This window comes from Mycolicibacterium sp. XJ2546, assembly GCF_053483195.1.
This window is the reverse complement of sequence record NZ_JBEFRW010000016.1, coordinates 1-22,789: the sequence shown is the minus strand read 5'-3', so window position 1 is coordinate 22,789 and position 22,789 is coordinate 1. Positions and strand designations below refer to the sequence as shown.

24 protein-coding genes and 1 tRNA gene are annotated in these 22,789 nt (G+C 68.1%); 3 read left to right on the top strand and 22 right to left on the bottom strand.

What is annotated here, in order from left to right; all coding sequences use genetic code 11:
- The first annotated feature begins 215 nt into the window (after nucleotides 1-215).
- Nucleotides 216-662 carry a hypothetical protein gene (locus ABQE44_RS21155; protein WP_448431767.1) on the top strand — a complete coding sequence of 149 codons (447 nt, stop codon included), beginning with the start codon at nucleotides 216-218 and terminating at the stop codon, nucleotides 660-662.
- A gap of 139 nt (nucleotides 663-801) precedes the next feature.
- On the opposite strand, the gene ABQE44_RS21150 is transcribed toward ABQE44_RS21155, so the two are convergent.
- From ABQE44_RS21150 to ABQE44_RS21105, 10 genes are all read right to left on the bottom strand, one after another.
- Entirely contained in the window at nucleotides 802-2,109 is a 1,308-nt protein-coding gene (locus ABQE44_RS21150; RefSeq protein WP_448394090.1) for an acyltransferase family protein, read from the bottom strand.
- A 75-nt stretch (nucleotides 2,110-2,184) separates the two neighbouring features.
- Nucleotides 2,185-2,261 (bottom strand) — tRNA-Pro (locus tag ABQE44_RS21145).
- Between the two features lie 36 nt (nucleotides 2,262-2,297).
- Nucleotides 2,298-3,263 (bottom strand): sulfite exporter TauE/SafE family protein, encoded by a 966-nt coding sequence (locus ABQE44_RS21140; protein WP_448431765.1) that lies wholly within the window; start codon nucleotides 3,261-3,263, stop codon nucleotides 2,298-2,300.
- Nucleotides 3,264-3,485: 222 nt separating this feature from the next.
- Nucleotides 3,486-4,253, bottom strand: coding sequence for a sulfite exporter TauE/SafE family protein (locus tag ABQE44_RS21135; RefSeq protein WP_448431823.1), 768 nt, complete (start codon nucleotides 4,251-4,253; stop codon nucleotides 3,486-3,488).
- Nucleotides 4,254-4,336: 83 nt separating this feature from the next.
- A complete protein-coding gene (der, locus tag ABQE44_RS21130) occupies nucleotides 4,337-5,743 on the bottom strand; it encodes a ribosome biogenesis GTPase Der (protein WP_448431763.1) in 1,407 nt (468 codons plus the stop codon).
- Nucleotides 5,740-6,426 carry a (d)CMP kinase gene (gene cmk / locus ABQE44_RS21125; protein ID WP_448394055.1) on the bottom strand — a complete coding sequence of 229 codons (687 nt, stop codon included), beginning with the start codon at nucleotides 6,424-6,426 and terminating at the stop codon, nucleotides 5,740-5,742. Before cmk ends, der begins: the two co-directional genes overlap by 4 nt.
- The gene (locus tag ABQE44_RS21120) at nucleotides 6,423-7,166 is read right to left on the bottom strand and encodes a pseudouridine synthase (RefSeq protein WP_448431761.1); all 744 of its coding nucleotides are present in this window, start codon (nucleotides 7,164-7,166) and stop codon (nucleotides 6,423-6,425) included. Before ABQE44_RS21120 ends, cmk begins: the two co-directional genes overlap by 4 nt.
- Nucleotides 7,159-7,869, bottom strand: coding sequence for an SMC-Scp complex subunit ScpB (gene scpB / locus ABQE44_RS21115; protein WP_448394057.1), 711 nt, complete (start codon nucleotides 7,867-7,869; stop codon nucleotides 7,159-7,161). The genes ABQE44_RS21120 and scpB overlap by 8 nt, the downstream gene beginning before the upstream one ends.
- Nucleotides 7,862-8,683 (bottom strand): segregation/condensation protein A, encoded by an 822-nt coding sequence (locus ABQE44_RS21110; protein WP_448394058.1) that lies wholly within the window; start codon nucleotides 8,681-8,683, stop codon nucleotides 7,862-7,864. The genes scpB and ABQE44_RS21110 overlap by 8 nt, the downstream gene beginning before the upstream one ends.
- Nucleotides 8,680-9,537: a ParA family protein gene (locus ABQE44_RS21105; RefSeq protein ID WP_448394059.1), complete on the bottom strand. Its 858-nt coding sequence runs from the start codon at nucleotides 9,535-9,537 to the stop codon at nucleotides 8,680-8,682. The genes ABQE44_RS21110 and ABQE44_RS21105 overlap by 4 nt, the downstream gene beginning before the upstream one ends.
- A 139-nt stretch (nucleotides 9,538-9,676) precedes the next feature.
- Between ABQE44_RS21105 and ABQE44_RS21100 the strand changes: the two genes are divergently transcribed.
- Entirely contained in the window at nucleotides 9,677-10,432 is a 756-nt protein-coding gene (locus ABQE44_RS21100) for an O-methyltransferase (RefSeq protein ID WP_448394060.1), read from the top strand.
- Here the strand turns inward: ABQE44_RS21100 and xerD are convergent, their stop codons facing one another.
- From xerD to ABQE44_RS21070, 6 genes are all read right to left on the bottom strand, one after another.
- A complete protein-coding gene (xerD, locus tag ABQE44_RS21095) occupies nucleotides 10,433-11,416 on the bottom strand; it encodes a site-specific tyrosine recombinase XerD (protein WP_448394061.1) in 984 nt (327 codons plus the stop codon).
- The gene (locus ABQE44_RS21090; protein WP_448431759.1) at nucleotides 11,413-12,033 is read right to left on the bottom strand and encodes an NUDIX domain-containing protein; all 621 of its coding nucleotides are present in this window, start codon (nucleotides 12,031-12,033) and stop codon (nucleotides 11,413-11,415) included. The genes xerD and ABQE44_RS21090 overlap by 4 nt, the downstream gene beginning before the upstream one ends.
- Nucleotides 12,026-13,801 carry a CTP synthase gene (locus ABQE44_RS21085; protein WP_448431757.1) on the bottom strand — a complete coding sequence of 592 codons (1,776 nt, stop codon included), beginning with the start codon at nucleotides 13,799-13,801 and terminating at the stop codon, nucleotides 12,026-12,028. The genes ABQE44_RS21090 and ABQE44_RS21085 overlap by 8 nt, the downstream gene beginning before the upstream one ends.
- Nucleotides 13,802-14,007: 206 nt before the next feature.
- Nucleotides 14,008-14,949, bottom strand: coding sequence for a copper transporter (locus ABQE44_RS21080; RefSeq protein WP_448394064.1), 942 nt, complete (start codon nucleotides 14,947-14,949; stop codon nucleotides 14,008-14,010).
- A gap of 9 nt (nucleotides 14,950-14,958) precedes the next feature.
- The gene (gene steA, locus ABQE44_RS21075) at nucleotides 14,959-16,143 is read right to left on the bottom strand and encodes a putative cytokinetic ring protein SteA (protein WP_448394065.1); all 1,185 of its coding nucleotides are present in this window, start codon (nucleotides 16,141-16,143) and stop codon (nucleotides 14,959-14,961) included.
- An 81-nt stretch (nucleotides 16,144-16,224) separates the two neighbouring features.
- Nucleotides 16,225-16,605 (bottom strand): VOC family protein, encoded by a 381-nt coding sequence (locus ABQE44_RS21070; protein WP_448394066.1) that lies wholly within the window; start codon nucleotides 16,603-16,605, stop codon nucleotides 16,225-16,227.
- A 31-nt stretch (nucleotides 16,606-16,636) separates the two neighbouring features.
- Here ABQE44_RS21070 and ABQE44_RS21065 point away from each other — a divergent pair, with 31 nt between their 5' ends.
- Nucleotides 16,637-17,212 (top strand): TetR/AcrR family transcriptional regulator, encoded by a 576-nt coding sequence (locus ABQE44_RS21065; RefSeq protein WP_448394067.1) that lies wholly within the window; start codon nucleotides 16,637-16,639, stop codon nucleotides 17,210-17,212.
- Here the strand turns inward: ABQE44_RS21065 and recN are convergent.
- From recN to ABQE44_RS21035, 6 genes are read right to left on the bottom strand one after another with little or no spacing between them, the layout of a single operon-like run.
- Entirely contained in the window at nucleotides 17,209-18,978 is a 1,770-nt protein-coding gene (gene recN / locus ABQE44_RS21060; protein WP_448394092.1) for a DNA repair protein RecN, read from the bottom strand. The two genes, ABQE44_RS21065 and recN, sit on opposite strands and share 4 nt — an antisense overlap.
- Nucleotides 18,978-19,904, bottom strand: a complete 927-nt coding sequence (locus ABQE44_RS21055) for an NAD kinase (protein ID WP_448394068.1) — start codon at nucleotides 19,902-19,904, stop codon at nucleotides 18,978-18,980. Before ABQE44_RS21055 ends, recN begins: the two co-directional genes overlap by 1 nt.
- On the bottom strand, nucleotides 19,901-20,707 hold the full coding sequence (locus ABQE44_RS21050) for a TlyA family RNA methyltransferase (RefSeq protein WP_448431755.1): 807 nt from the start codon (nucleotides 20,705-20,707) through the stop codon (nucleotides 19,901-19,903). The genes ABQE44_RS21055 and ABQE44_RS21050 overlap by 4 nt, the downstream gene beginning before the upstream one ends.
- A 6-nt stretch (nucleotides 20,708-20,713) precedes the next feature.
- Nucleotides 20,714-20,890 (bottom strand): hypothetical protein, encoded by a 177-nt coding sequence (locus tag ABQE44_RS21045; RefSeq protein WP_448394070.1) that lies wholly within the window; start codon nucleotides 20,888-20,890, stop codon nucleotides 20,714-20,716.
- An 8-nt stretch (nucleotides 20,891-20,898) separates the two neighbouring features.
- Entirely contained in the window at nucleotides 20,899-21,921 is a 1,023-nt protein-coding gene (locus ABQE44_RS21040) for an HAD-IIA family hydrolase (RefSeq protein WP_448431753.1), read from the bottom strand.
- A gap of 1 nt (nucleotide 21,922) precedes the next feature.
- On the bottom strand, nucleotides 21,923-22,696 hold the full coding sequence (locus tag ABQE44_RS21035) for a tetratricopeptide repeat protein (protein ID WP_448394072.1): 774 nt from the start codon (nucleotides 22,694-22,696) through the stop codon (nucleotides 21,923-21,925).
- Nucleotides 22,697-22,789: the final 93 nt, after the last annotated feature.

Below are 22,789 nucleotides of genomic sequence, written 5' to 3'. Positions count from 1 at the left end.
ATGCTGTGTGCAATGTGGCGATATCCTAAGCGCGACGAATGAGAGGACTTGAGTTGTCAAGTGGGGTAAGCGTATTCGGCAGGCCGATCGTCGTTGCAGTTTCGGTGTTGCTCGGCGCGCTCGCGTTGACGAGTGGTTGCAGCGGCAGTGAGAGCGGTGTGCGAAGTCAGAATCAACAGCCAGACGGACAAGGCACGTCTTCGTGCACTTCCGGTATGCGGGTGATCGGCGCCTTCGAGCACGGCACAGCGTCGCCAGGTGGTGGCGCGCCACAGTACGGCAGTGACGGCGCCAGGTTCCTCGACGAGTGGGGTACCGCGAGCCCGTTGGTGTGCGCCGACGTCACCGATGAGCAATTGGTCACAGCGGCGAACCAGGTCGCCGAGCAGTTTCCGGAAATGTGCGCGATCGTGGGCCCGAGAAACTATCGCGATAACGCCGCCCTGCTCGGTCAGAAGTTGCCGGCCGACCAGGTCGATGCGGCCGTCGCGGCGTTCACCGATGCAACCGGGGGCAACCCGGTCGGAAAGTATGTCGGCTCCGACAGCGGATCGGGGCATTCCGTGTCTGCGGACGACCCAGGTGCGTTGACCGACGCGTTCATGCGGACGGAGAGCGCGCAGCGAGCGGTGCAGAACGCGCTCATTGCCTTCTGCCCGTGAAATCTGCAATCGCCGGGACCGTAACCGAGGTCACGTACGCACTCACCGCGACCCCGGATAGTTGGCGGCATACCCTGCAACGGGCCGTTCCGAAAGCCGCGCGATCGCAGAGGCGATGCCGGACTGCTAGCAAATCTGCTCAAGCCCTGGCGCGCAAGCAGATTCGTGCGGTAGCCGCCGCGCCGACGAAGCAGCCGAGCAAGGTCCAGCCGGTCGAACCGGTCAGACCGTTCTTGGCCAGCAGCAGCAGCGCCACCCCGGCGGCGATCACCAGCACGCCGGCCGTCACGGATCTCGCGCCGGCGCCCGAAGCCGGTGCGTCCCACCACGGCAGCCGGCGATGCTCGAGCGGTGACAGCAGGCGGAACATCGCGAACATCACCACCGCGAACACGGCGGTCCGCAGCGCCAGGCGGCCCCAGAATCCCGCTGCGTCAACGTCGTAGGCGTCGAGGCCGACGGCGTGCAGTGCGAACGCGGCGATCGCGATCGCGACGATATGCCACAGGTACAGCGTCATCGCTCCCCCGTTGCCGACGGCCACCACGTACCAGATGCGTGGCCGTTGTGCCCATCGCTGGATCGCGCCGGCCGTGGCGACGAATGCGCATGACATCCAGGTGCAGTGCAGGGCGAGCAGCAGGGTGGGCGGTGAAACGTTCGACAATCGCTCGGTTCCGGTGACGACGAGCGAAACCTCATAGGGGCCGACCATCGCCAGCGTGATCTGTGCGGCGAGCGCACCGACCGCGACCCCGAGCGCCGTACGGCGACCGATCAGCCTGCGGGCGTACGCGACGCCGATGACGACGGGAATGAGCCAGACGACGACGAAGTTGGCGACACCGGCCATGGCGGTGCCGGTCGCGATGCGGATCGCGTCGTTGAGCCCGGCCACAGCCAGCAACCCGGCGACGACGGCGGTTGTGGCGCGCCCGCTGTCGAGGCGGGTCAGCACCGGCACGAATGCCAGCACGATGAAGTAGACGCCGAGGAACCACAGCAGCGCGACGGCCTCGCGGCCCAGATCGGCCGCGGACTCCGCGCCGAGGGTCAACCGCACACCGAACAGGGCTGCCGACCACACCGCGAGGTACCAGAACACCGGCCGGCACAGCCGCTGCGCGCGGGTGAACAGCCACTGGCCCCAGGCCCGGCCGGTGTGCCAGCCGTACGCCCCCGCGGCGCCGCCGGCCAGAAAGAACAGCGGCATCACCTGTACCACCCAGGTGATCGGGGTCAGCGCCGGGATCTCGCCGAGGATGTTGCCGATCCGGACACCACCGCTGTCGATGGTGGCCAGCAGCAGTGCGCAGTGCCCGAAGACGACGACGACGAGCGCGCCGAGCCGGGCGACGTCGATGGCACGGTCCCGGTCCGGCGGGGTTTCAGCGGCAAACTTGTCGACGCGCGACAGAGGCCAATACAGATGCGCGGTCAGCGGCATGTCTTCAGCATGCCCGGGGACTCGGTCGGCGGTCATGAGTAGAACTACGTGTCGCCGCCGAGCAACAGAAACAAATGGTCGGGCTGACAGGATTTGAACCTGCGACCCCTACACCCCCAGTGTAGTGCGCTACCAAGCTGCGCCACAGCCCGCGACCGCCGCCGGGATCGCCGGCAGCGGTCGAAAGCCTACCGCAGGGCGCTGGGCTCTCCCCAACCCGGCTTCGCCGTCGTCGCCGTGTCCCGGGCCACTTCCGGTGCCGCGTCCAGCGCGTCGTCGTCGGGCACGAACCGCGGGGCGCGCGAGGTCCGCCACGCCAGTATCAGCGCCGTCGCCCATGCCACGGTGATCGTCGCGTACACACCCGTCGACCACGGCCATTCGATGCCGAAGTAGTGCACCAACTTCTGGCTGTTGGTCAGCACGATCACGCCGCCGACCGCAGTGCCCAACAGGGCGGGGCTGATCCGGCTGACCAACCAGGCCGCGAACGGCGCCGCGACCACCCCGCCGATAGCCAGTCCGGCGACGATCGGCAGGTTCGAAACGAACTCGTCGCGCAGGCCGATCACGAAGCCCACCGACGCCGTAGCGGCCACCAGGAACTCCGAAGCGCTGACCGAACCGATCACCGTGCGCGGCGCGGTCTTACCCCGCGAGAGCAGCGTGCTCGTCGTCACCGGACCCCAACCGCCCCCACCGGACGCGTCGATGAACCCGCCGAACAGCCCCAGCGGGCTGAGAAACCTCGCCCGGTGCGGGGTCCCTCCGTGCCGCAGCACTGGCGGGTTGCGCAGCGAAAACCGCAGCACCACATAGGTACCGATGGCGACCAGGATGCCCGCCATCAACGGGGCCGCGTGCTCGGTCGACAACGACGACAACACCGTGGCACCCGCGAACGCCCCGACGGCACCTGGCGCCCCGAGCTTCAACACGATCGTCCAGTCGATGTTCTTGAACCGCCAGTGCGACAATCCGGACGCCAGCGTGGTGCCCACCTCGGCGAGGTGCACCGCAGCACTGGCCTGCGCGGCGCCGACACCGCTGAGCACCAGCAGCGTGGAAGCGGTGACGCCGAACGCCATGCCGAGGGCACCGTCGACCAGCTGGGCGCCAACGCCGACGAGCGCGAAGATCAGAAGCGAACGCATAGGTTCGGCAGCTTTCGACTAAGCGGTCACGGGCAGGGGTGACCGGAGGGAATGGTGGGCGCGGTCAGATGCGCGCGCAACACCACTCGTCGAAAGCCATCAGCCGTCGTGACGGCCAGAACGGCTCCAGGGCGCAGAGGGCCGACGGTGCAATGCGGAACTGGCGTTCAGCCACCTGTCTCCCTCTCGCGGTCGCGGATCAACGCAGCTTATCGAAGACGTCTACACAGTGAGCAATCGGTACAGCCCAATTGTTCCCACCACGACGATCACCGCCCGCAACACGTTCGGCGACAGCCGCCGTCCGTAGTGTGCGCCGAGGTATCCGCCGATCAGCGATCCGACCGCGATCAGCCCGGCCGCCTCCCAGCTGATCCGGTCGAACGACACCAGGATGTACGCCGCCGCCGCGACGACGTTGACCACCAACGACAGCAGGTTCTTGGCCGCGTTCATCCGCTGGATGTCCTCCGGCAGTAGCGCGCCCATCGCGGCGATCAGCATGATGCCCTGCGCCGCGGTGAAGTAGCCGCCGTAGACACCGATCGCGAACGTGGCGGCCACCAGCGCCACCATCCTTGCCGTCGAGACGTGATCGGCGGATCTCCCGGCCGCCTCGGCTTGCCGTCGCGCATAGGCCTGGATCCGCGGTCCCACCACCACCAGCGCCAGGGCCGCGACCAGCAGCACCGGCACCACCTGCTCGAACACCGTCTCCGGGAGGTGCAGCAGCAGCCACGCGCCCAGGCCTGCGCCCACGAACGAGGCCGGCAGTTGCCACGCCAGCCGATTCCATTGGCCCCGCAGCTCGCGCCGATACCCCCAGGTGCCGGACAGGCTGCCTGCCACCAACCCGACCGCGTTGGACATGGTCGCGGTCACCGGCGGATAGCCCAGTGTCACCAGGGTGGGGAAGGTGATCAGCGTGCCCGAGCCGACGAGGGTGTTGATGGCGCCTGCGCCGAGACCCGCCAACGCGATCAAAATCATGTCGACGACGGGCACTGAGTCACCCTATCCGGGGGCGATTTCGGCGCGGTTAGGACCGCTCACGGGCCGTAAACGCGCCGAAATCACCGGGAGCGGTTGCCGCGCTTTTCCCGAACCCGCACGTTGATCCGGATGGGGCTGCCCTCGAACCCGAAGGTCTCACGCAGCCGTCGCTCCAGAAAACGCCGGTAGCCCGCTTCGATGAAGCCGGTGGTGAACAACACGAACGTCGGTGGTCGTGCGGTGGCCTGCGTGGCGAACAGGATGCGCGGCTGCTTGCCGCCGCGCACCGGCGGAGGATGAGCCGCAACGACTTCCTTGAAGAAGGTGTTCAGCCGTCCCGTCGGCACCCGGGTGTCCCACGACTCCAGCGAGCGTTCCAGTGCAGGCACCAGCTTCTGCACGGCCCGGCCGGTTTTGGCCGAGATATTGACCCGCGGCGCCCACTGCAGCTGCGCCAACTCCCGGTCGATCTCGCGCTCCAGCAGGTAGCGGCGGTCCTCGTCGACCAGATCCCACTTGTTGAACGCCAACACCAGCGCCCGACCCGCCTCGATCACCATCGACAGCACCCGCTGGTCCTGCTCGGTCAACGGCTGCGATGCGTCGATCAACACGATCGCCACCTCGGCCGCGTCGATCGCCCCGTGCGTGCGCACCGATGCGTAGAACTCGTGCCCGCTGGCCTGACCGACCTTGCGCCGCAGCCCCGCGGTGTCGATGAAGCGCCAGAGCTTGCCTTCCATTTCGATCAACGAGTCGACGGGGTCCACCGTGGTCCCTGCGACGTCGTGCACCACGGACCGCTCATCGCCGGCCAGCCGGTTCAGCAGCGAGCTCTTGCCGACGTTCGGCTTGCCGATCAAGGCGACGCGACGCGGTCCGGTCCCGCTCGAGGCCAGCTCGGACACCGCGGGCAGCGCGTCGATGACCTCATCCAGCAGATCGGCCACCCCGCGGCCGTGCATCGCGCTGACCATGTGCGGTTCGCCGAGGCCCAGCGACCACAACTCGGCGGCGTCGGCCTCGCCTCGCTCGCTGTCAACTTTGTTGGCCGCCAAGAACACCGGCTTACCGGAGCGTTGCAGCAACCGAGCCGCCGCTTCGTCAGCGGTCGTCGCCCCGACCACGGCGTCGACCACGAAAACGATGGCGTCGGCTGTGCGCATCGCCACCGACGCCTGTTCGGCCACCAACTGCTGCAGCCCCTTGGCGTCGGGTTCCCACCCGCCGGTGTCCTGTACCACGAACCGCCGGCCCGACCAGATCGCGTCATAAGACACCCGGTCGCGGGTCACGCCGGGCACATCCTGCACGACGGCTTGGCGGCGGCCCAGGACCCGGTTCACCAACGTGGACTTGCCGACGTTCGGCCGGCCGACGACCGCGACCACCGGCGGTGCGGCCGCCGCGTCCTCGACCGCCTCGGTGACGTCGTCCGCACCGATCTGCCAATCGCTTTCGTCGCTCCAGGTGCCGTCACCGGTCATGGCGTGGCCCCCGCACGGTCGCGGACGAGCTGCAGCAGGTGCGCGACGACCTCGGACGCCGACAGGTCGCTGGTGTCGACCACCACGGCGTCGGCGGCGGCCCGCAGCGGTGACACCGGGCGCGTGGAGTCCAAGTGGTCGCGCCGCTGCACATCAGCCAGCACCGATTCGTAGTCGTCGGCCAAGCCGGCAGCGGCGTTCTGGGCGTTGCGCCGCCGCGCACGTTCGTGCGCCGACGCCGTCAGGAAGATCTTCAAGTCGGCGTCGGGCAGCACCACGGTGCCGATGTCGCGGCCCTCCACGACGATGCTGCCGGGGCCCGACGCCAGTTCGCGTTGCAGCCCGACGAGCCGGGCCCGCACCGCGGGCACTGCCGAGATTGCCGACACCGCCTTGGTCACCGCGTCCCCGCGGATCTCGGCCGAAACATCTTCTGCGTCAAGGTAAGCCTTGTCCTCGTCGGGGTTGTATCCGACCGACAGCGGCACATCCCGGGTGACCGTCTCGATGGCCGGTGTGTCGTGCAGATCCACTCCTGCGCGCACCGCAGCCAGCGTGACGATCCGGTACATCGCGCCCGTATCAAGATAGCGCGCCCCCAAAGCGCGCGCTAAATCTCTTGCCGCCGTGGATTTTCCGGTTCCCGCGGGGCCGTCGATGGCGATCACCAGCGTCGCGTTCACAATCCGACCGCCCGGTACAACTCGCCGAGTTCCTTCTGGGTGAGCACCCGGATGCTGCCCGGCCGCTGATCCCCCAACGACACGCTGCCGATCTCGGTGCGCACCAGTTCCTGCACCGGATAGCCCACCGCGGCGAGCAGTCGACGCACGATCCGCTTACGTCCCTCGTGCAGGGTCAGCCGCACCAGCGTCCTGCCCGGCGCCTTGTCGACCACGGCGAAATCGTCCACGCTGGCGGGCCCGTCGTCCAGTTCGACACCGGAGCGCAACGTGCGCCCCAACCCGCGTGGCACCGAGCCCAGCACCGTGGCCAGATACGTCTTGGGCACCTCGTAGGACGGGTGCATCAGCCGGTGCGCCAATTCACCCTCGTTGGTCAGCAACATCAACCCTTCGGTGTCGGCGTCGAGTCGGCCGACGTGAAAGAGCTTCTTGTTGCCCCGCACCCGGTGCTCGACCAGGTCGCCGACACACGGCCTGCCCCGATCGTCAGACATCGTCGAGTGCATGCCCTTGGGTTTGTTGATCGCCAGGTGCACCAGGGTGTCGTCCAGTTTGACCCGGGCGCCGTCGACGCGGATCACCGAAACGTCCGGATCCACCCGCGTGCCCAGCTCGGTGACCACCTGGTCGTCGACCTCGATGCGGCCGTCGAGAATCATCTTCTCGGCCACGCGGCGCGATGCAATTCCGGCCTGGGACAACACTTTCTGTAGCCGCACACCGTCAGGTTCAGCCATCTGAATCCTGGTCCACATCAAACGACATCGGCTGCTCGGGTGACGGTGCCCCGTTGAGCTTGCGGAATCGGGGCTCGTCGTGCAGGGATTCGCTCAGGTCGTCGATCACGTCGACGTCGGGAAGCAGTGGCGCGATATCGGGCAGATCGGCCAGCGACGTCAAACCCAGGCGCTCCAGAAACAACTCGGTGGTCGCGAAGGTCACCGCACCCGAGTCCGGGTCATTGCCGGCTTCGGTGATCAGCCCGCGCGCCACCAACGTGCGTATCACCGCGTCGACGTTGACGCCGCGTACCGCGCTGACCCGAGCTCGGGTCACCGGTTGGCGGTAGGCCACCACCGCCAGCGTCTCCAGCGCGGCACGGGTCAGCTTCGAACGCGCCCCGTCGAGCAACAGCCGTTCGACGTAGGGTGCGTAGCGAGCCCGGGTGTACATCCGCCAGCCGCCGCCGGCCTCGCGCAGATCGATGCCGCTGTCGCGGGCGGTGAGCTCATCGGCCATCGACCGCAGCTTCTCGGCGACCCGGTCGGCGGGCTGCCCGGTGACGGCGGCCAGCTGCTCGACGGTGACCGGGGTGTCGACCACCAACAACAGCGCCTCCAACACCGCGCCCAGTTCGGAATCCTGCAACTCCGGCGCGGTCGCGACGTCGATGCCGAGGTCGAGATCAGTCGCGGCGTCGGCGTCGTTGTCGTCAGTCATAGTGGTCCACTTCCGCCGCGAGGTGCTGCTCGGTCGGACGTTCTCCGGTCCACGAAATTTGGAGCACACCAAGCGGTTCTGGTTGTTCGAATGCTACTGCCCTGGCCCGGTACAGCTCGAGCAGCGCCAGGAACCGGCCGACGATCTCGATCGGGGCCCCGCAGTCGGCCACCAGGTCGCGAAACGACGCCCACTGCCCCACCCCGCGCCGCTCCAGCAGCCCCATCAGGTTAGCCACCTGTTCGGGCACCGACACCGCCACCTGGTGCAGATGCTCGGTACCCACGGTAGGAACCGGACGCGGCGTGAAGGCGGCCGCGGCGATCTGCGCGAAGCTGTCGGCGTCGACGCCCAGCATCACCTCGGGCAGCAGATCCTGATAACGGTCCTCCAGCGCCACCGCCCGCGGATAGCTGCGCAGCGCGGCGGCCTCGAGTTCGGCGAACATCTCGGCGACGTGCTTGAACGCCCGGTACTGCAGCACCCGCGCGAACAGCAGGTCACGCACCTCGAGCAGTTCGAGATCGTCTTCGTCGTGCACCTCGCCGGCAGGCAGCAGGCGGGCGGCCTTCAGATCGAGCAGCGTCGCGGCCACCACCAGAAACGCTGTGGTCTCGTCGAGTTCCAGTTCTCGGCCGATCGCCTTGGTATAGGCGATGAAGTCGTCGGTCACCTGATGCAGCGCGACCTCGGTGACGTCGAGGCGGTGCGCGAAAATCAGCTGCAGCAGCAGGTCGAACGGACCCTCGAAGTTGCTCAGCCGGACCTGGAAACCCGACTGTTCGGTTTGGTCCGGTTCGGTCTGGGCGTTCACGCGCCAAACCGGTCGATGACTTCGCGAGCCAACGACCGGTAAGCCACCGCACCACTGGATTTCGGCGCCCATGTGGTGATCGGCTCACCGGCCACGCTGGTCTCCGGGAAGCGCACCGTCCGGGTGATCACGGTGTCGAACACCAGGTCGCCGAACCGCTCCACAACTCTGGCCATCACTTCGCGCGAGTTTACGGTGCGGGGGTCATACCGGGTGATCAGGATGCCGCTGATCGACAGCTTGGGGTTGAGCCGGTCGCGCACCTTGTCGACGGTGTCGGTCAGCAGCGCCAGCCCGCGCAGCGAGAAGAACTCGCACTCGGTCGGGATGATCACCCCGTCGCTGCCGGCCAGGCCGTTGACGGTGAGCAGGCCCAGCGACGGCTGGCAGTCGATCAGCACGTAGTCGTAGCGGTCCAGCACCGGGTACAGCGCCCGGGCCAGGGTCTGTTCGCGGCCCACCTCGTTGACCAGCTGGATCTCGGCGGCCGACAGGTCGATGTTGCTGGGCACCAGGTCCATGCCCTTGACCCGGGTGTTGACGATGACGTCGTCGATCGACACCCGCGGTTCGACGAGCAGGTTGTGCACGGTGTGTTCGAGCTCGTAGTGCGGAACTCCCAGACCCGCCGACAGCGCGCCCTGCGGGTCCAGGTCCACCAGCAGCACCCGGCGGCCGTACTCGGCGAGGCTGGCGCCCAGGTTGATGGTCGACGTGGTCTTGCCGACGCCGCCCTTCTGGTTGCACATCGCGATGACCTTGGCCGGGCCGTGTACGGACTTGGGTTTGGGCTCGGGGACCGGACGGGGCGGACGACCGGTCAGGCCCACCGCTTTTTCGCCGTCGTCGCTCATGCGCGACCACCTTTGGTCAGGCACAGCACCCGCATGGCGAACATCCGGGCAAGTTTAACGGGACAGGCGTGCCTGGTCAGGCAGACCCGCTGGGCAACATGCGGGGCGATCGGGCCGCACCGAGGCATAAAGTGTCGCCATGGCGCTGAAGCAGAAACTGCCCTTTCTTCGCTGGTCGGTCTGGCGCTTCGCGCTGGGCATGCCCGGTTTCGCGAAGACCGGCCAGATCGGCGACGGCCGCGAACAGGCGTGTGCGGCGCACGTGGAGCGCCACGCGCGCCGCGGTGACGTCGAGCACGTGCTGGCCACCATCGACGACTTCGCCTATCAGAAGTCGATGCTGATGAACGTCGGCGATGAAAAGGGCGCCCTGCTCGATGCCGCGGTCCGGCGCGCCGACCCGCGCCTGGTGCTCGAACTCGGCACCTACTGCGGGTACGGCGCGCTGCGATTGGCCCGCGCGGCACCGTCGGCCAAGGTGTACTCCGTCGAGTTCTCCGCGGCCAACGCCGAAGTGGCGCGGCGCATCTGGGCGCATGCCGGGGTCGATGACCGGGTTACCTGCGTGGTGGGAACGCTCGGTGACGGCGGCAAGACCCTCGACGCGCTGGCCGACGAACACGGTTTCGCCGCGGGCACGCTGGACGTGCTGTTCATCGACCACGACAAACGCGCGTACCTCTCCGATCTGCAGAGCGTGCTCGACCGTGGCTGGCTGCATCCCGGGTCGGTCGTCGTCGCCGACAACGTCTTGGTCCCCGGCGCCCCGAAGTACCGGGCATACATGAGCCAACAGCAGGGCAAGCTGTGGCGCACCGTCGAGCACAAGACCCACGTCGAGTATCAGTCGATGCTGCCCGACCTGGTGCTGGAGTCGGAGTACCTGGGCGCCTGACTATCGCGCCCGCGGATGGGCGCCTGCCCACACTTCGCGCAGCGCGGTGACGGTCACCATGGTGTAGATCTGCGTCGTCGTGACCGACGCGTGGCCGAGCAGTTCCTGCACGACGCGCACGTCGGCGCCGCCATCGAGCAGGTGCGTGGCGAACGAGTGCCGCAGCACGTGCGGCGATACCGCTGCGGTGATGCCGGCCCGTTCGGCTGAGTCCTGCAGCACCTGCCATGCGCTTTGGCGCGACAGCCGTCCGCCGCGGGCGTTGAGGAAGATCGCTCCTGGGGCAGGAGCGGAGCGACCCGGGGACAATCCCGCGTTGCCCCGGCCGCGACGCGCCAGCTCGGGCCTGCCCCGTACGAAGTACGCATCCAGCGCGGTGACCGCGGGTCGGCCGATCGGCACCAGCCGGTGTTTACCGCCCTTGCCGCGCAACAACACCGACCGAGCCTGGGTGTCGACGTCGTCGACGTCGAGCCCGACCGCCTCGGAGATGCGGGCGCCGGTCGAGTAGAGCACCTCCAACAGCGCCCGGTTACGCAAGGTCAGCGGCCCGTCCGCCTCGCTGTCACCGCCTGCCGCCTCCAGCAGCGCCGACACCTCGTCGATCGTGAGGCTCTTGGGCAGGCGCCGGCTCGGCGTCGGCGGTTTGACCGCGCAGGCCACGTCGTTCTCGGTGAGCCCCTCGGCGGTGGCGAACCGGTGCAGGCCGCGCACGGCGATCAACGCGCGCGCCGCCGACACCGCCGAAAGGGCGACCGTTCCGGCCTCGGGGTCGCCGCGACGCAGCGCGACAAGGAAATCGCTGACGTCGGTTTCGGACACCTTGGCCAGGTCGTCGATGTCGCGACCCGTCAGGTGTTCGGTGTAGCGCCGCAGGTCACGGCGGTAGGAGCTCAACGTATTGGCCGCGACGCCGCGCTCGATGGTCAGGTGGTCGAGGTAGCCCTGCACCTGGTCTTCCAGCGCCGTGCGAAACGTGGTCACAACATGCCCTTGCGGCGAGCGAACGCGGTCGAGCGGTCTGTCCAAGGCGTATCGACGGGCCGCAGTGAGGACACATCCCCCGTCGCGTGTGTGGCCAGAATTCCGCCTACCGCAATGGAATTGACGATCTCACCGAACAGCACCATCTGCACCGCCTGCTCGAGCGGAAACCACTGCAGCTTGAGGTCGGCTTCCTCGTCGTGGGCTTCGGGCCTGCCGACGTCGGTCAGCCCGGTGGCCAGGTACACGCGCACGCTCTCGTCGGATGTTCCCGGCGCCGAGTCGAGGTCGACGAGCGTGTGCCATGTCGTTGCGGCCAGACCAGTTTCTTCCTTCAGTTCACGCGCGGCGGTGATGTGCGGCGGCTCGCCACCGGCATCCAGCAGGCCTGCCGGCAACTCCCACAGCCTGCGGCCGAACGGGTGGCGGTACTGGTACACCAGCATGACGTTGTGCTCGTCGTCCAGCGCGAGCACCGCGACCGCGCCGTAGTGCTCGACGACTTCGCGCCGCGCGGTGTGGCCGCCCGGCATCCGCACCTCGTCGGCGCGCAGGGCGAAGATCTTTCCGACGTAGCGGGTCTCGGAGTCGACGGTCTCGAAGTCGTGCTCAGCCACGGACTTGCGACTTTTGCAGTTCGGGCTCCGTCAGCAGTTGCCCGATCTCCTCGGGATGCTCGGATCCGTTTGCGTGCTCCGGGATGTCCATGCCCGGAAGCCGTTCCTCTGCCTTGTAGTTCAGCGCCGCCCGCACGAACTCGACGAACAGCGGATGCGGGCGGGTGGGCCTGCTCTTGAGCTCGGGATGGGCCTGGGTGCCGACGATGAACGGGTGGATATCGCGGTCGTACTCGACGAACTCCACCAGGTGGCCGTCCGGCGAGGTTCCGGAGAACCGCAGCCCGCTTTCGGCGATGCGGTCGCGGTAGGCGTTGTTGACTTCGTAGCGGTGCCGGTGGCGTTCGGACACCTCGGTGGCTTCGTAGGCCTGCGCCACAATCGAATCCGGTTCGAGCACGGCCGGATAGGCACCCAGCCGCATGGTTCCACCGAGGTCGGCCGCACCCGAGACCGCGTCGCGCTGGTCGGCCATCGTGGAGATCACCGGATCGGGTGTCTTGGGGTCGAACTCGGCGGAGTTGGCCTCGATGAGCCCGACCGAGCGTGCGGCCTCGATGACGATGCACTGTAAGCCGAGGCACAACCCGAGTACCGGTAGCTTGCGTTTGCGGGCGTAGCTGATGGCGCCGATCTTGCCTTCGATGCCGCGGATACCGAACCCGCCTGGGATCAGCACCGCGTGCACGTCGTCGAGCGCCGCCGCGACCCCGCTTTCGGATTCGCAGTCATCGGAGGCGACCCAGCGCAACTCCACCTTCGCGCGGTGCTTGAACCCACCCGCCCGCAACGCCTCCGTCACGGAAAGGTAGGCGTCGGAAAGGTCGATGTACTTGCCCACCAACGCGATCCGCACGGTCTCGTGGGGCTCGTGGACACGCTGCAGCAGATCGTTCCACTGCGTCCAGTCCACGTCACGGAACGCCAGGTTCAGCCGGCGCACCACGTAGGCGTCGAGTTCCTCGCGGTGCAGCACCTTGGGGATGTCATAGATCGATGGCGCGTCGGGGGTGGAGATCACCCCGTCCACGTCGACGTCGCACATCAGCGCGATCTTGTTCTTCAACGGTTCGGGCACGTCGCGGTCGCAGCGCAGGATCAACGCATCCGGGGTGATACCGATGCTGCGCAGCGCGGCCACCGAATGCTGCGTCGGCTTGGTCTTGAGCTCACCCGACGGCGCCATGAACGGCACCAGCGAGCAGTGCAGGAAGAAGCAGTTCTCCCGGCCGACCTCATGGCGGACCTGCCGGGCGGCCTCCAGGAACGGCAGCGACTCGATATCACCGACGGTGCCGCCGATTTCGGTGATCACCACATCGGGCCGGCGTCCGTCGGCGTCGGGTTCGGCCATCGCCACGATGCGCCGCTTGATCTCGTCGGTGATGTGCGGAATGACCTGGACCGTGTCGCCGAGGTACTCGCCGCGGCGCTCCTTGGCGATGACCGTCGAATACACCTGCCCCGTCGTGACATTGGCCGAGCCGGTCAGATCGCGGTCCAGGAACCGCTCGTAGTGCCCGACGTCCAGGTCGGTTTCGGCACCGTCCTCGGTGACGAACACCTCACCGTGCTGGAACGGGTTCATGGTGCCGGGGTCGACGTTGAGGTACGGGTCGAGCTTCTGCATCGTGACGCGCAGACCCCTGGCGGTGAGCAGTTGGCCGAGGCTCGACGCCGTCAGACCCTTGCCGAGGGAAGAAACGACCCCGCCCGTGACGAAGAGATGCTTGGTGGCGGTTTGCGGGTGCTTGCGTAACGCTGGCAAGAGCAACCTCCGTGACGACGGGCAGGGCTTACTTTTCTAGGCCGTTCCTAGAGCTTGGGGCCTGCCAGCCCACGGAACCCCACCCTAACACCGAGGGTGACACCGCGTCGGTGACGCGCCGAGGGCCTGAGCGTCGGTGACGCGCCGAGGGCCTGAGCGTCGGGGACGCGCCGAGGGCCTGAGCGTCGGGGACGCGCCGAGGGCCGTCACTGCGGGACGGTGACCGAGGTCGCGCCCGTCCCGATGCCGTACTGGCCGGGCCGGGCACCGTTGGCGAGGTCGCCGAGCGCCAGCACCGAGGTGATCCGGCCGGCTTCGACGTCGATATCGTCGACCGTGGTGATCGCCGAGTTCAGCGCGGCGTCGGAGCGCGCCACCCCGACGGCCGCGGTGCCCGATGCGGAGCCGTCGCGGCCCGCGAGGACGGTGCCGGAGCCGTGCGGGGCCAACCCGGCCGCAAACCGTGCGACGGTGGGTCCGCGGTTACCGGCGTCCTCGCCGAGTGCGCCGCCGGTGACGACCAGCGCGGTGTTGGCCGGGCCGATCCGTTGGTTGCCGTAGGTGATGAAACCGGTGTCGCGTAGCGTCGCCAGCACGGTGTCGCGCTGCATGTCGTCGACTGGCGCCACCTTCGGGTCCCGGTTGATCAGCAAGCTGATGCCCAACAGGTCGCCGGCCTGCGAACCCTGGTCCACCGAGGACGTGCTCAGCTGCTTCCCGGCGGGCACAATCGGCGAGTTCACCACCGACAGCAGTTTCTCGGCGGAGTTGGCGGTGACGAATTCCTGGGTCAGCGCGATGGTTCCGGTGACCGTTCCGCCTGCCTGTCCGATCAGCCGGGTCAACGCGTCGACATCGTCGTCGGTGGCGTCGGGCGTGCGAAACAACACCACCGACTGGTCCTTCATCGCGTCGTGAAGGATTCGCGGCGACATCTGCGCATCGAATTCGTCGGCTGCGCTGAGCTTTTGGTTGAGCGCGTTCTTGTCGGTGTTCAGCGTGTCGATCTGGTGCTGGAGGTCGCGTTTGTCGCTCTGCAGGCCGGACAGCACCGTGTTGGACAGCAGACCAGATCCCAACGCCACGCCGATCGCCAAGGCGAGAAAAACGGCGGCAAGTGAGATCGCGTGTGTGCGTAGGGATATCACGCGCTACTCCTAGGTCACCCAGCCCTGTACCCAGAGCAGGAACTGGTTCCAGTAATCGGCGACCCAGTCCAGCAGGGCCGCGTCGGCGCGGGCCACCCACAGGGCGACGATGACTGCGACCATCATCGCGAGCACCAGCATCGCGATCGCCCCGCCGGAAACCCTGCTGCGGTACAGCGTGGCGACGGCTTTGGCGTCTACGAGCTTTTCCCCCACCTTCAGTCGGGTGAGGAACGTCGACGGGTTGCTCTGCTGGCGTGAGCGGTCGAAGAACTCCTCGATGCTTGCGCTGTGGCCCGCGGTGACGATCAGCGAGGCGCCGTGGTGATCGCACAGCAGAAGCGCGAGATCGGCGGCCGACCCAGCGGCCGGGAACGTCATCGCGCCGACACCCAGATCCTGGATGCGCTCCAACCCGGGCGCGTGGCCGTCGGCGTCGGCGGGCAGCACCACCTGCGCGCCGCACCGCAGCACGTCAGCGCTCATCTTGTCGGGGTCGCCGACGATGAGCGCGGGCCGATACCCAGCCTTGCGTAAGACGTCGGCGCCGCAGCCCACACCGATCAACACCGGTTGGTACTCCTTGATGAACGGCTTGAGCGCCTTGAGGTCGGCGGCGGAACTGGTGTCCTCGGCGACGATCACCACGTGGCGGCGGTTGAGGTCCACGTCGATGTCGGGGATGCCGATCCCGTCGATGAGCAGTGGGCTCTCGCTGCGGATGAACTCGATGGTGTTGCCCGCGAAGGCTTCGAGGTGGGCCACCAGCCCGCTCTTGGCCTCATGCATCAGCTCGTGGATGTCGTGGTCGGTGCGTTCGACCCCTTGCACCAGGAGCTTGTCCCCCGAGTACACGCCGCCATCGTGCAGGCGCACCCGGGCGCCGTCCTTGACCTTTTTGAACACTTCCTCGCCGGTGTTGTCGAACAAGGTGACGCCGTTGCCGACCAGCACCTCAGGGCCGAGGTTCGGGTAGCGCCCGGAGATCGACGGCGAGGCGTTGACGACCGCGGTGACGCCGGATTCCACCAGCGCGTCGGCGGTGATCCGATCCAGGTCCAGCGCGTCGATGACGACGATGTCGCCCGGCGTGATTCGCCGCAGCAGCCTCTCGATGTCGCGGTCGACGCGGGCCGTGCCGGTGATGCCCGGGCGTGAGCTGGCATTACGAGATAGCAGGGCTGACATCTTCATGCGGCGATTCTGTCGAGGCACCGGCGTTATCCGTCGGAGGCGCGCCGTAACATCTGTCCCTTTTGTCACATGAGTAACACTTCACCGGAAGGGCTCGAAGAGTTCCACGAGATTTCCGGCGGGGTCGCACACCAGAGCTTGTCGGCCACCTCGGCCGGTGATCACGTCGGCGCGAAGTGCCACCCCGGCATCGGCGAGCTTTGAAACGGTGTCGTCGAGGTCGTCCACCTCTAGCTGAAATCGATTCCAGCCACCGGGAACTGGTTGGCTGCCGTCGCTGAGCGACTGACCCGCGCCGCCTCCGCCGCCGGGGGCATTCAACAGGAGCCGCAACTCGTCGCGACGGAGCATGGCGAACCCGGGTGCGGGGCGCATGGCCACCTCGAACTGCAGCGCATTGGTGTAGAACCGCACGGCGGCATCGACGTCGTCCACGATGTAACGAACACTTATACCACTCATCTTTGCACCTCCTGTAGGTTATGATACAAAAATGTCCCAGAAAGGTCTGCCCGATCCGCGTGTCCAGCACTCACGCCGAACGATCTTGCGTGCCGCATTGGACGAGTTCGCGACGGCCGGTCACGCGGGCTTCCGGATGGACGCCGTGGCAGCACGCGCGCGGGTGGGCCGCAGCACGGTCTACCGGCACTGGCCCGACAAACACGCGTTGATCGCCGATGCGCTGGAGACCCTCAACGTCCAACCGCAACCGGAACGCGAAGCACCCGCCGGGACTGCCCGCGACCGGGTGGAGATACTGCTCGGCCATCTCGCCCGTGCGCTCAGCGATTCGGCGGTATCGGCGTGCATCCCCGCACTGGTGCACGCCGCCGAAACCGAGCCAGCCATCCGCGAGTTCTTCCAGGGGTACTCGGCACGACGGCGACAACGCCTGACCGACACGATCGCCTCGGGTGTCGCCGACGGCCAGTTTCCGGCCCGCGTCGATCCGGAGGCCGCGTCGGAAGCACTGTCGGGCGCGTTGTTCTACCGCAGGCTGGCCACCTCTGAACCAGCCGATCCCCGGTTCATCGCGAATCTGATCGACACCGTCCTGAGCCGCTAGTCGCGCTCGGCACGCTCTTTCTGCGCCGCCTCGAGCAGTTCGCGGGCGTGCGCGCGGCCGCTGTCGGACTCCCCCAGCCCGGCCAGCATGCGGGCCAGCTCGGCGATCCGGTCCTCGTCGTCGAGGCGGCGCACGACGCTGGCCTTACTGCGGCCGTTGCCGCTGTCGACCATGAGATGTACGTCGGCGTAGGCGGCCACCTGCGGCAGATGGGTGACGACGATGACCTGATGGGTGCGGGCCAGCCGGGCCAGCCGGCGCCCGATCTGGACCGCGGCGCGGCCGCCCACGCCGGCGTCTACCTCGTCGAACACCATCGTGGTGCCCTCGGCCGATGCGGCCAGCACCACTTCCAGTGCCAGCATCACGCGCGAGAGCTCTCCGCCGGAGGCGCTCTTGTTCAGCGGCAGCAGCTCGGTGCCCTGATGGGCGGCGAAACCGAACTCGACGGCGTCGACGCCGTACTGACCGGCGTGCACCGTCTGACCCGACGGCAGGGTCAGGGGTGCGGAGTCGTCGGCCCGGGCCGGCAGTGGAGCCACCGAGACCGCGAACTCGGCGCCTGCCATCGCCAGGCCGGACAGCTCCTGGGTGACGGCTTTGGACATGCCCTTGGCGGCCTTGGTGCGCGCCTTGGTCAGTTCGGCCGCCGCGGTGACGACCTTGGTCTGCTGTTCTGCGACGCGGCGCTCGAGCTCCGCGAGCGCCTCTTCGGATACGTCCAGTTGCACCAGGCGGTCCCGGGCGTCGCGGGCCCACTGCAGCACACCGTCGATGTCGGCGGCATATTTGCGGGTAAGCGTGCGCAATTCGCCCTGCCGGGTCAGCTTGGTTTCCAACGTGCTGGCGTCGCTGGGCAATTCGGACAAGTAGTCGCCGAGTTCGGCGGCGACGTCGGTGATCGTCGTCAGCGCTTCACCGAGCCGCTCGCCGAGCGCCCGCAGAGCGGGGTCATCGGTGCTTTCCAGCCCGGACTTGGCCTGCCCGACGCGCTCTGTCGCCGACGTGGCGTCGTGCGACGGGTCGTCCTCAGGCGCGCCGGCCAGCGCGGCGCGGGCGATCTGGGCGGCTTCACGGAGCGCGTCGAGTTCCGAAAGCCGCCTGATGTCCTCGACCAGCGCATCGTCCTCACCGGGTTGCGGTGCGACAGCGTCGATTTCGTCGAGGCCGAACTTCAGCCGATCGGCTTCCTGCGCCATCTCGCGCGCGCGATCGGTGCGTTCTGTGAGGTCTCCGCGCGCTGCCAGCCAGTCGTCGCGCACCGTGCGGTAACGCTTGAGTTTGGTCTCCACGTCGGCGAAGCGATCCAACGCGCCACGCTGTTCGTCGGGGCGCATCAGCCGCAGTTGATCGTTCTGGCCGTGCAGGGCAAGCACCTCGGTGGTGAAATTGCTCAGCAATTTCGCCGGCACGCTGCGCCCGCCGAGGTAGGCGCGTGACGGTCCGTCCCGGCTGACCGAGCGGGCGGCGATGACGCTGCCGTCGTCGTCGCGTTCGGCTCCCGAGGTGTCGAGGATCTCGTCGACGACGGCGGCCACCCCGTCGCCCAGTTCAGCTGTGATGAAGCGGCCTTCGACCACTGCGCGGTTGGCGCCGGTGCGTACTCGGGTGGTGTCGGCGCGGCCCCCGCCGAGCAGGTGCAGGCCGGTGACCACCATCGTCTTGCCGGTGCCGGTCTCGCCGGTCAGCACCGTGAGCCCCCGATCGAACTCGGCGGTCGCGGTGCCGATGGCGCCCAGTGCCTCGATGCGGATCTCGGATAGCACTACTGTCCGCGCCACCCCGTGACCGGCAACCGGAACTTGCGCACCAGGCGATCGGTGAACGGTGCGCTGTCAAGGCGGACCCACTTGACCGGGGTGCCACAGCGGGTGACCTCGACGCGGCCGCCGGCAGGTACGACCATCTCGCGGCGGCCGTCGCAGAACACCAGCGCGTCGTGGCCGTGACCTTCGATCTCGATCGCGATCGCCGCATCAGGGCTGGTCACCATCGGCCGCGCGAACAGCGCGTGGGCGTTGTTGGGCACCACCAGGATTGCCTCCAGGTCTGGCCACACGATGGGTCCGCCCGCGGAGAACGCCCACGCGGTGGATCCGGTCGGCGTCGCGACCAGCACACCGTCACAGCCGAAGGTAGACACGGGACGCCCGTCGACCTCGAGCACCGCGCCGAGCACCCCGAGCCGGGGGCCTTTTTCCACGCTGGCCTCGTTGAGGGCCCAGCCACGGTCGGCGATCCTGCCCTCGACACGCACGACGACGTCGAGCGTCATCCGTTCCTGCACGCGGTAGTCACGGTTGATGATGCGCTCGAGCACGTTGTCGATGGAGTCCGCCTCCGCCTCGGCGAGGAACCCGATCCGGCCCAAATTAACGCCCAGCACCGGGATTTCGACGTTGCGGGCCAGCTCGGCACCACGCAGGAAGGTGCCGTCGCCGCCGAGCACCAGCACCAGTTCGCAGCCTTCGGCGGCCCGTTCATCGGCGTCGACCACCTCGATTTCGACGCCGAGAGCCCGGATGTCGTCGGGCGACAGGTTGGCGGGCCCGCGGTGGTCCACAGCCTCCGCCGACAGCATCCGTAGCCCGATTCCGTTGTCGCCCAGCACCTTGTGCACGCGACGCGCCACTTCGGTGACGTCTTCGCGTGCGGTGTGGGCAACCAGGAGGACAGCGCGGCCGTTGGTCATTGCGGACCCTCCGCGATGGCGTCGGCCACCGCCTGCGTGAGCGCCTCACCGTGTAGGGCGCGGTCTGTGCGGGCACGCAGGTGCAGGAAGTATTCGACGTTGCCCGACGGGCCGGGCAACGGGCTTGCGGTGACAGCGACGGTGTGCCAACGCAGTTCGGCCGCACGATCCGCGACGGCCAGCACCGCCTCGGCGCGCAGGCGCGGATCGGAGACCACACCGCCGGCCCCGACGCGGTCCTTGCCGACCTCGAACTGGGGCTTCACCATCGGAACGATATCGGCGTCGGGTGCGGCACACGAGGTCAGCGCCGGTAGGAGAGTGGACAGTGAGATGAACGACAGGTCGGCCACCACCAGCTCAACGGTGCCGCCGATGGCATCGGCAGTCAATTCCCGCACGTTGGTGCGCTCCATCACCGTCACGCGCGGGTCGCGGCGCAGCGGCCAGGCCAACTGGCCGTAGCCGACGTCGGCGGCCACCACTTCGCGGGCGCCCCTATCCAGCAGGACTTCGGTGAAGCCCCCGGTCGAGGCCCCGGCGTCCAGGCACCGTCGGCCCGCGACCGCCAGCCCGAAGCTGTCCAGCGCGCCGATCAGTTTGTGGGCACCTCGGGATACCCAGCTGCGTTCGTCGGCTTCAACGGTGAGGGTGGCGGTGACGGCGACCGCGGTCGCCGGCTTGGCGGCGGGCATACCGTTGATGCTCACCCGCCCGGCCCCGATCAGCTCGGCTGCCTGCTGGCGGGAGCGGGCCAGCCCGCGTCGCACCAGCTCGGCATCAACACGTGCCCGCCGCGTCACTGACGGTCATCCCTTCTCGACCGATTCCAGCGCCTGGACCAGCAGTTCGTGGGCCTCTTCCAGCCGGGCCGCGAGGGCGTCGACGTCGGCGTCGGCCAGCTCGACACCGTCTTGGGCGGGGTCGGGTAGATCAGCCAGCAGTGCGGCGATCTGAGCGCGGATCTGGTCCGGGTCGGTACTCATATCGGTACTCACGCTAGTCGATGCGACGGACTGAGCAGGGAGCACCGGTGCAGGGCTTGGCGTGCGGTGTCGTCACCGGCGGTCACCGTCAGGGTGGCACCGTCGAGACCGGCGGTCCAGACCGCGTCGGCGGTGGCCCGCACCACCGACAGCGGATCGGCGGGATCGCGTCCGGTGGAGTGCACGATCACTTCGGCGGAGTCGACGTCGACACGCCACGCGGGGTGCGCGTGGATGCGCATCGCGTCGGGGCGGGCGTAGAGCGAGCGCAGATCGGTGGCGAGGTAGTCGGGTCGCTCGGCCGCCGCGGCGCGCACCAGATCGTCGGCGGTGCTGACCCCGGTGAGCACCATGAGGCTCGGCAGACCGGCCGCGTTGGCGCCTGCGATATCGGTGTCGAGCCGGTCCCCGACCACCAGCGGTGTGCGAAAGTCGCCGCGCGCCAACGCATCCGCGAAGATCGTGGGTTGCGGCTTGCCAGCCACCTGCGGGTCGGCGCCGGTTGCCGCGCGCAGCGCCGCCACCATCGAGCCGTTACCCGGCAACAGACCCCGTTCGGAGGGCAGGGTCAGGTCGACGTTGGCCGCGACCCACAGCGCTCCGTTGCGGATGGCCAGCGCGGCTTCGGCCAGATCCGGCCAGCCGGTCTGGGGCGAGTGTCCCTGCACCACCGCGACAGGGTCGTCTGACCACTGCCGGACCGGTTTGAGGCCGACGCGGCGTAGTTCGGCCGCCAATGCGTCGGTGCCGACGACGAGAACCACTGCGCCCGGGGATAACTGGCTTCCCAACAAGTTCGCGGCGCTTTGCGCGCTGGTCACGACATCATCGGCGGTTGCCGCGAAGCCCATGGCGTCCAGATGCTGGGCGACCTCGGCCGGATCCCGCGAGGCGTTGTTGGTCACATACAGCGTGCGGGCGTCGACCGTCGCGAGCGTTTCGATGGCGCCGGTCGTGGGCTCGTGGCCGCGAAAGACGGTGCCATCGAGATCGAGCAGGAGGCAGTCATGGTCCTGAACGAGCGCGCCCACGTCAGCCCAGCTCCGTGATCCGGTCTTCGGCGTCGGTGGCGCCGTCGACATCGGCGGCTGCGGCGTGGATGAACCATTGCAGCGCATCGCTTTTGCGGTCAAGGGCCAGCAGGGTCTCGGCGTAGACATAGAACAGCCGGGTTGCGGTCTGCCCGGTGCGGGCGGGGTCGAGTTGCGGCGACGACAGGAGCGCCAGCGCCTGTTCGTGCTGGCCGAGATCGGACCGCGCGCCGGCCACCACGATGCGCAGTTCGTCGGCATCGTCACCGGTCAGTTGCGCGGCTTCGTCGCTGCGTGCCAACTCGATGGCGCGTTCGGGACGGCCGACGCCGCGTTCGCAGTCGGCGATCAGCGGAAGCAGCGGCGAGCGGCTTCCCATGCGCCGTGCCGCGCGCAGTTCTGCGAGCGCCTGCGCCCAGTCGCCGCAGTGGTACGCGGCGATGCCGACGGCTTCCCGGACGGCCGCGATGCGACTCGCGCGGGTCTTGGCGGCCTTGGCATGAGCGAGTGCGGCCTCGGGATCGTCGACGAGAAGTTCGCCGGCCGCCACCAGATGCCGAGCCACCAGATCCGCGGTGGCACGGTCCAAAGTTGTGAGCTCTCGGCGTATTTCGGGGGAAAGCTGTTTGGCCTCAATGTTCTCGGGGATTCGCGGGCCGGACGGTTCGCGATCGGGCTTCGGCTGCGAGCGCCGAGCCCGGTCAGGGCCCGACGAGCGCGGTGCCGAAGAACGCGGACGGCGCCCGCCGTTGCCGCCTTGCCTGTCCTGAGCCACGTATGCCTTTCTACCGGATCCGACCACGCCTGAGAATTCGATCACGAATATCGCAAATAGAATTACCCCCCACGCAATTGTGGGGGGTAATCC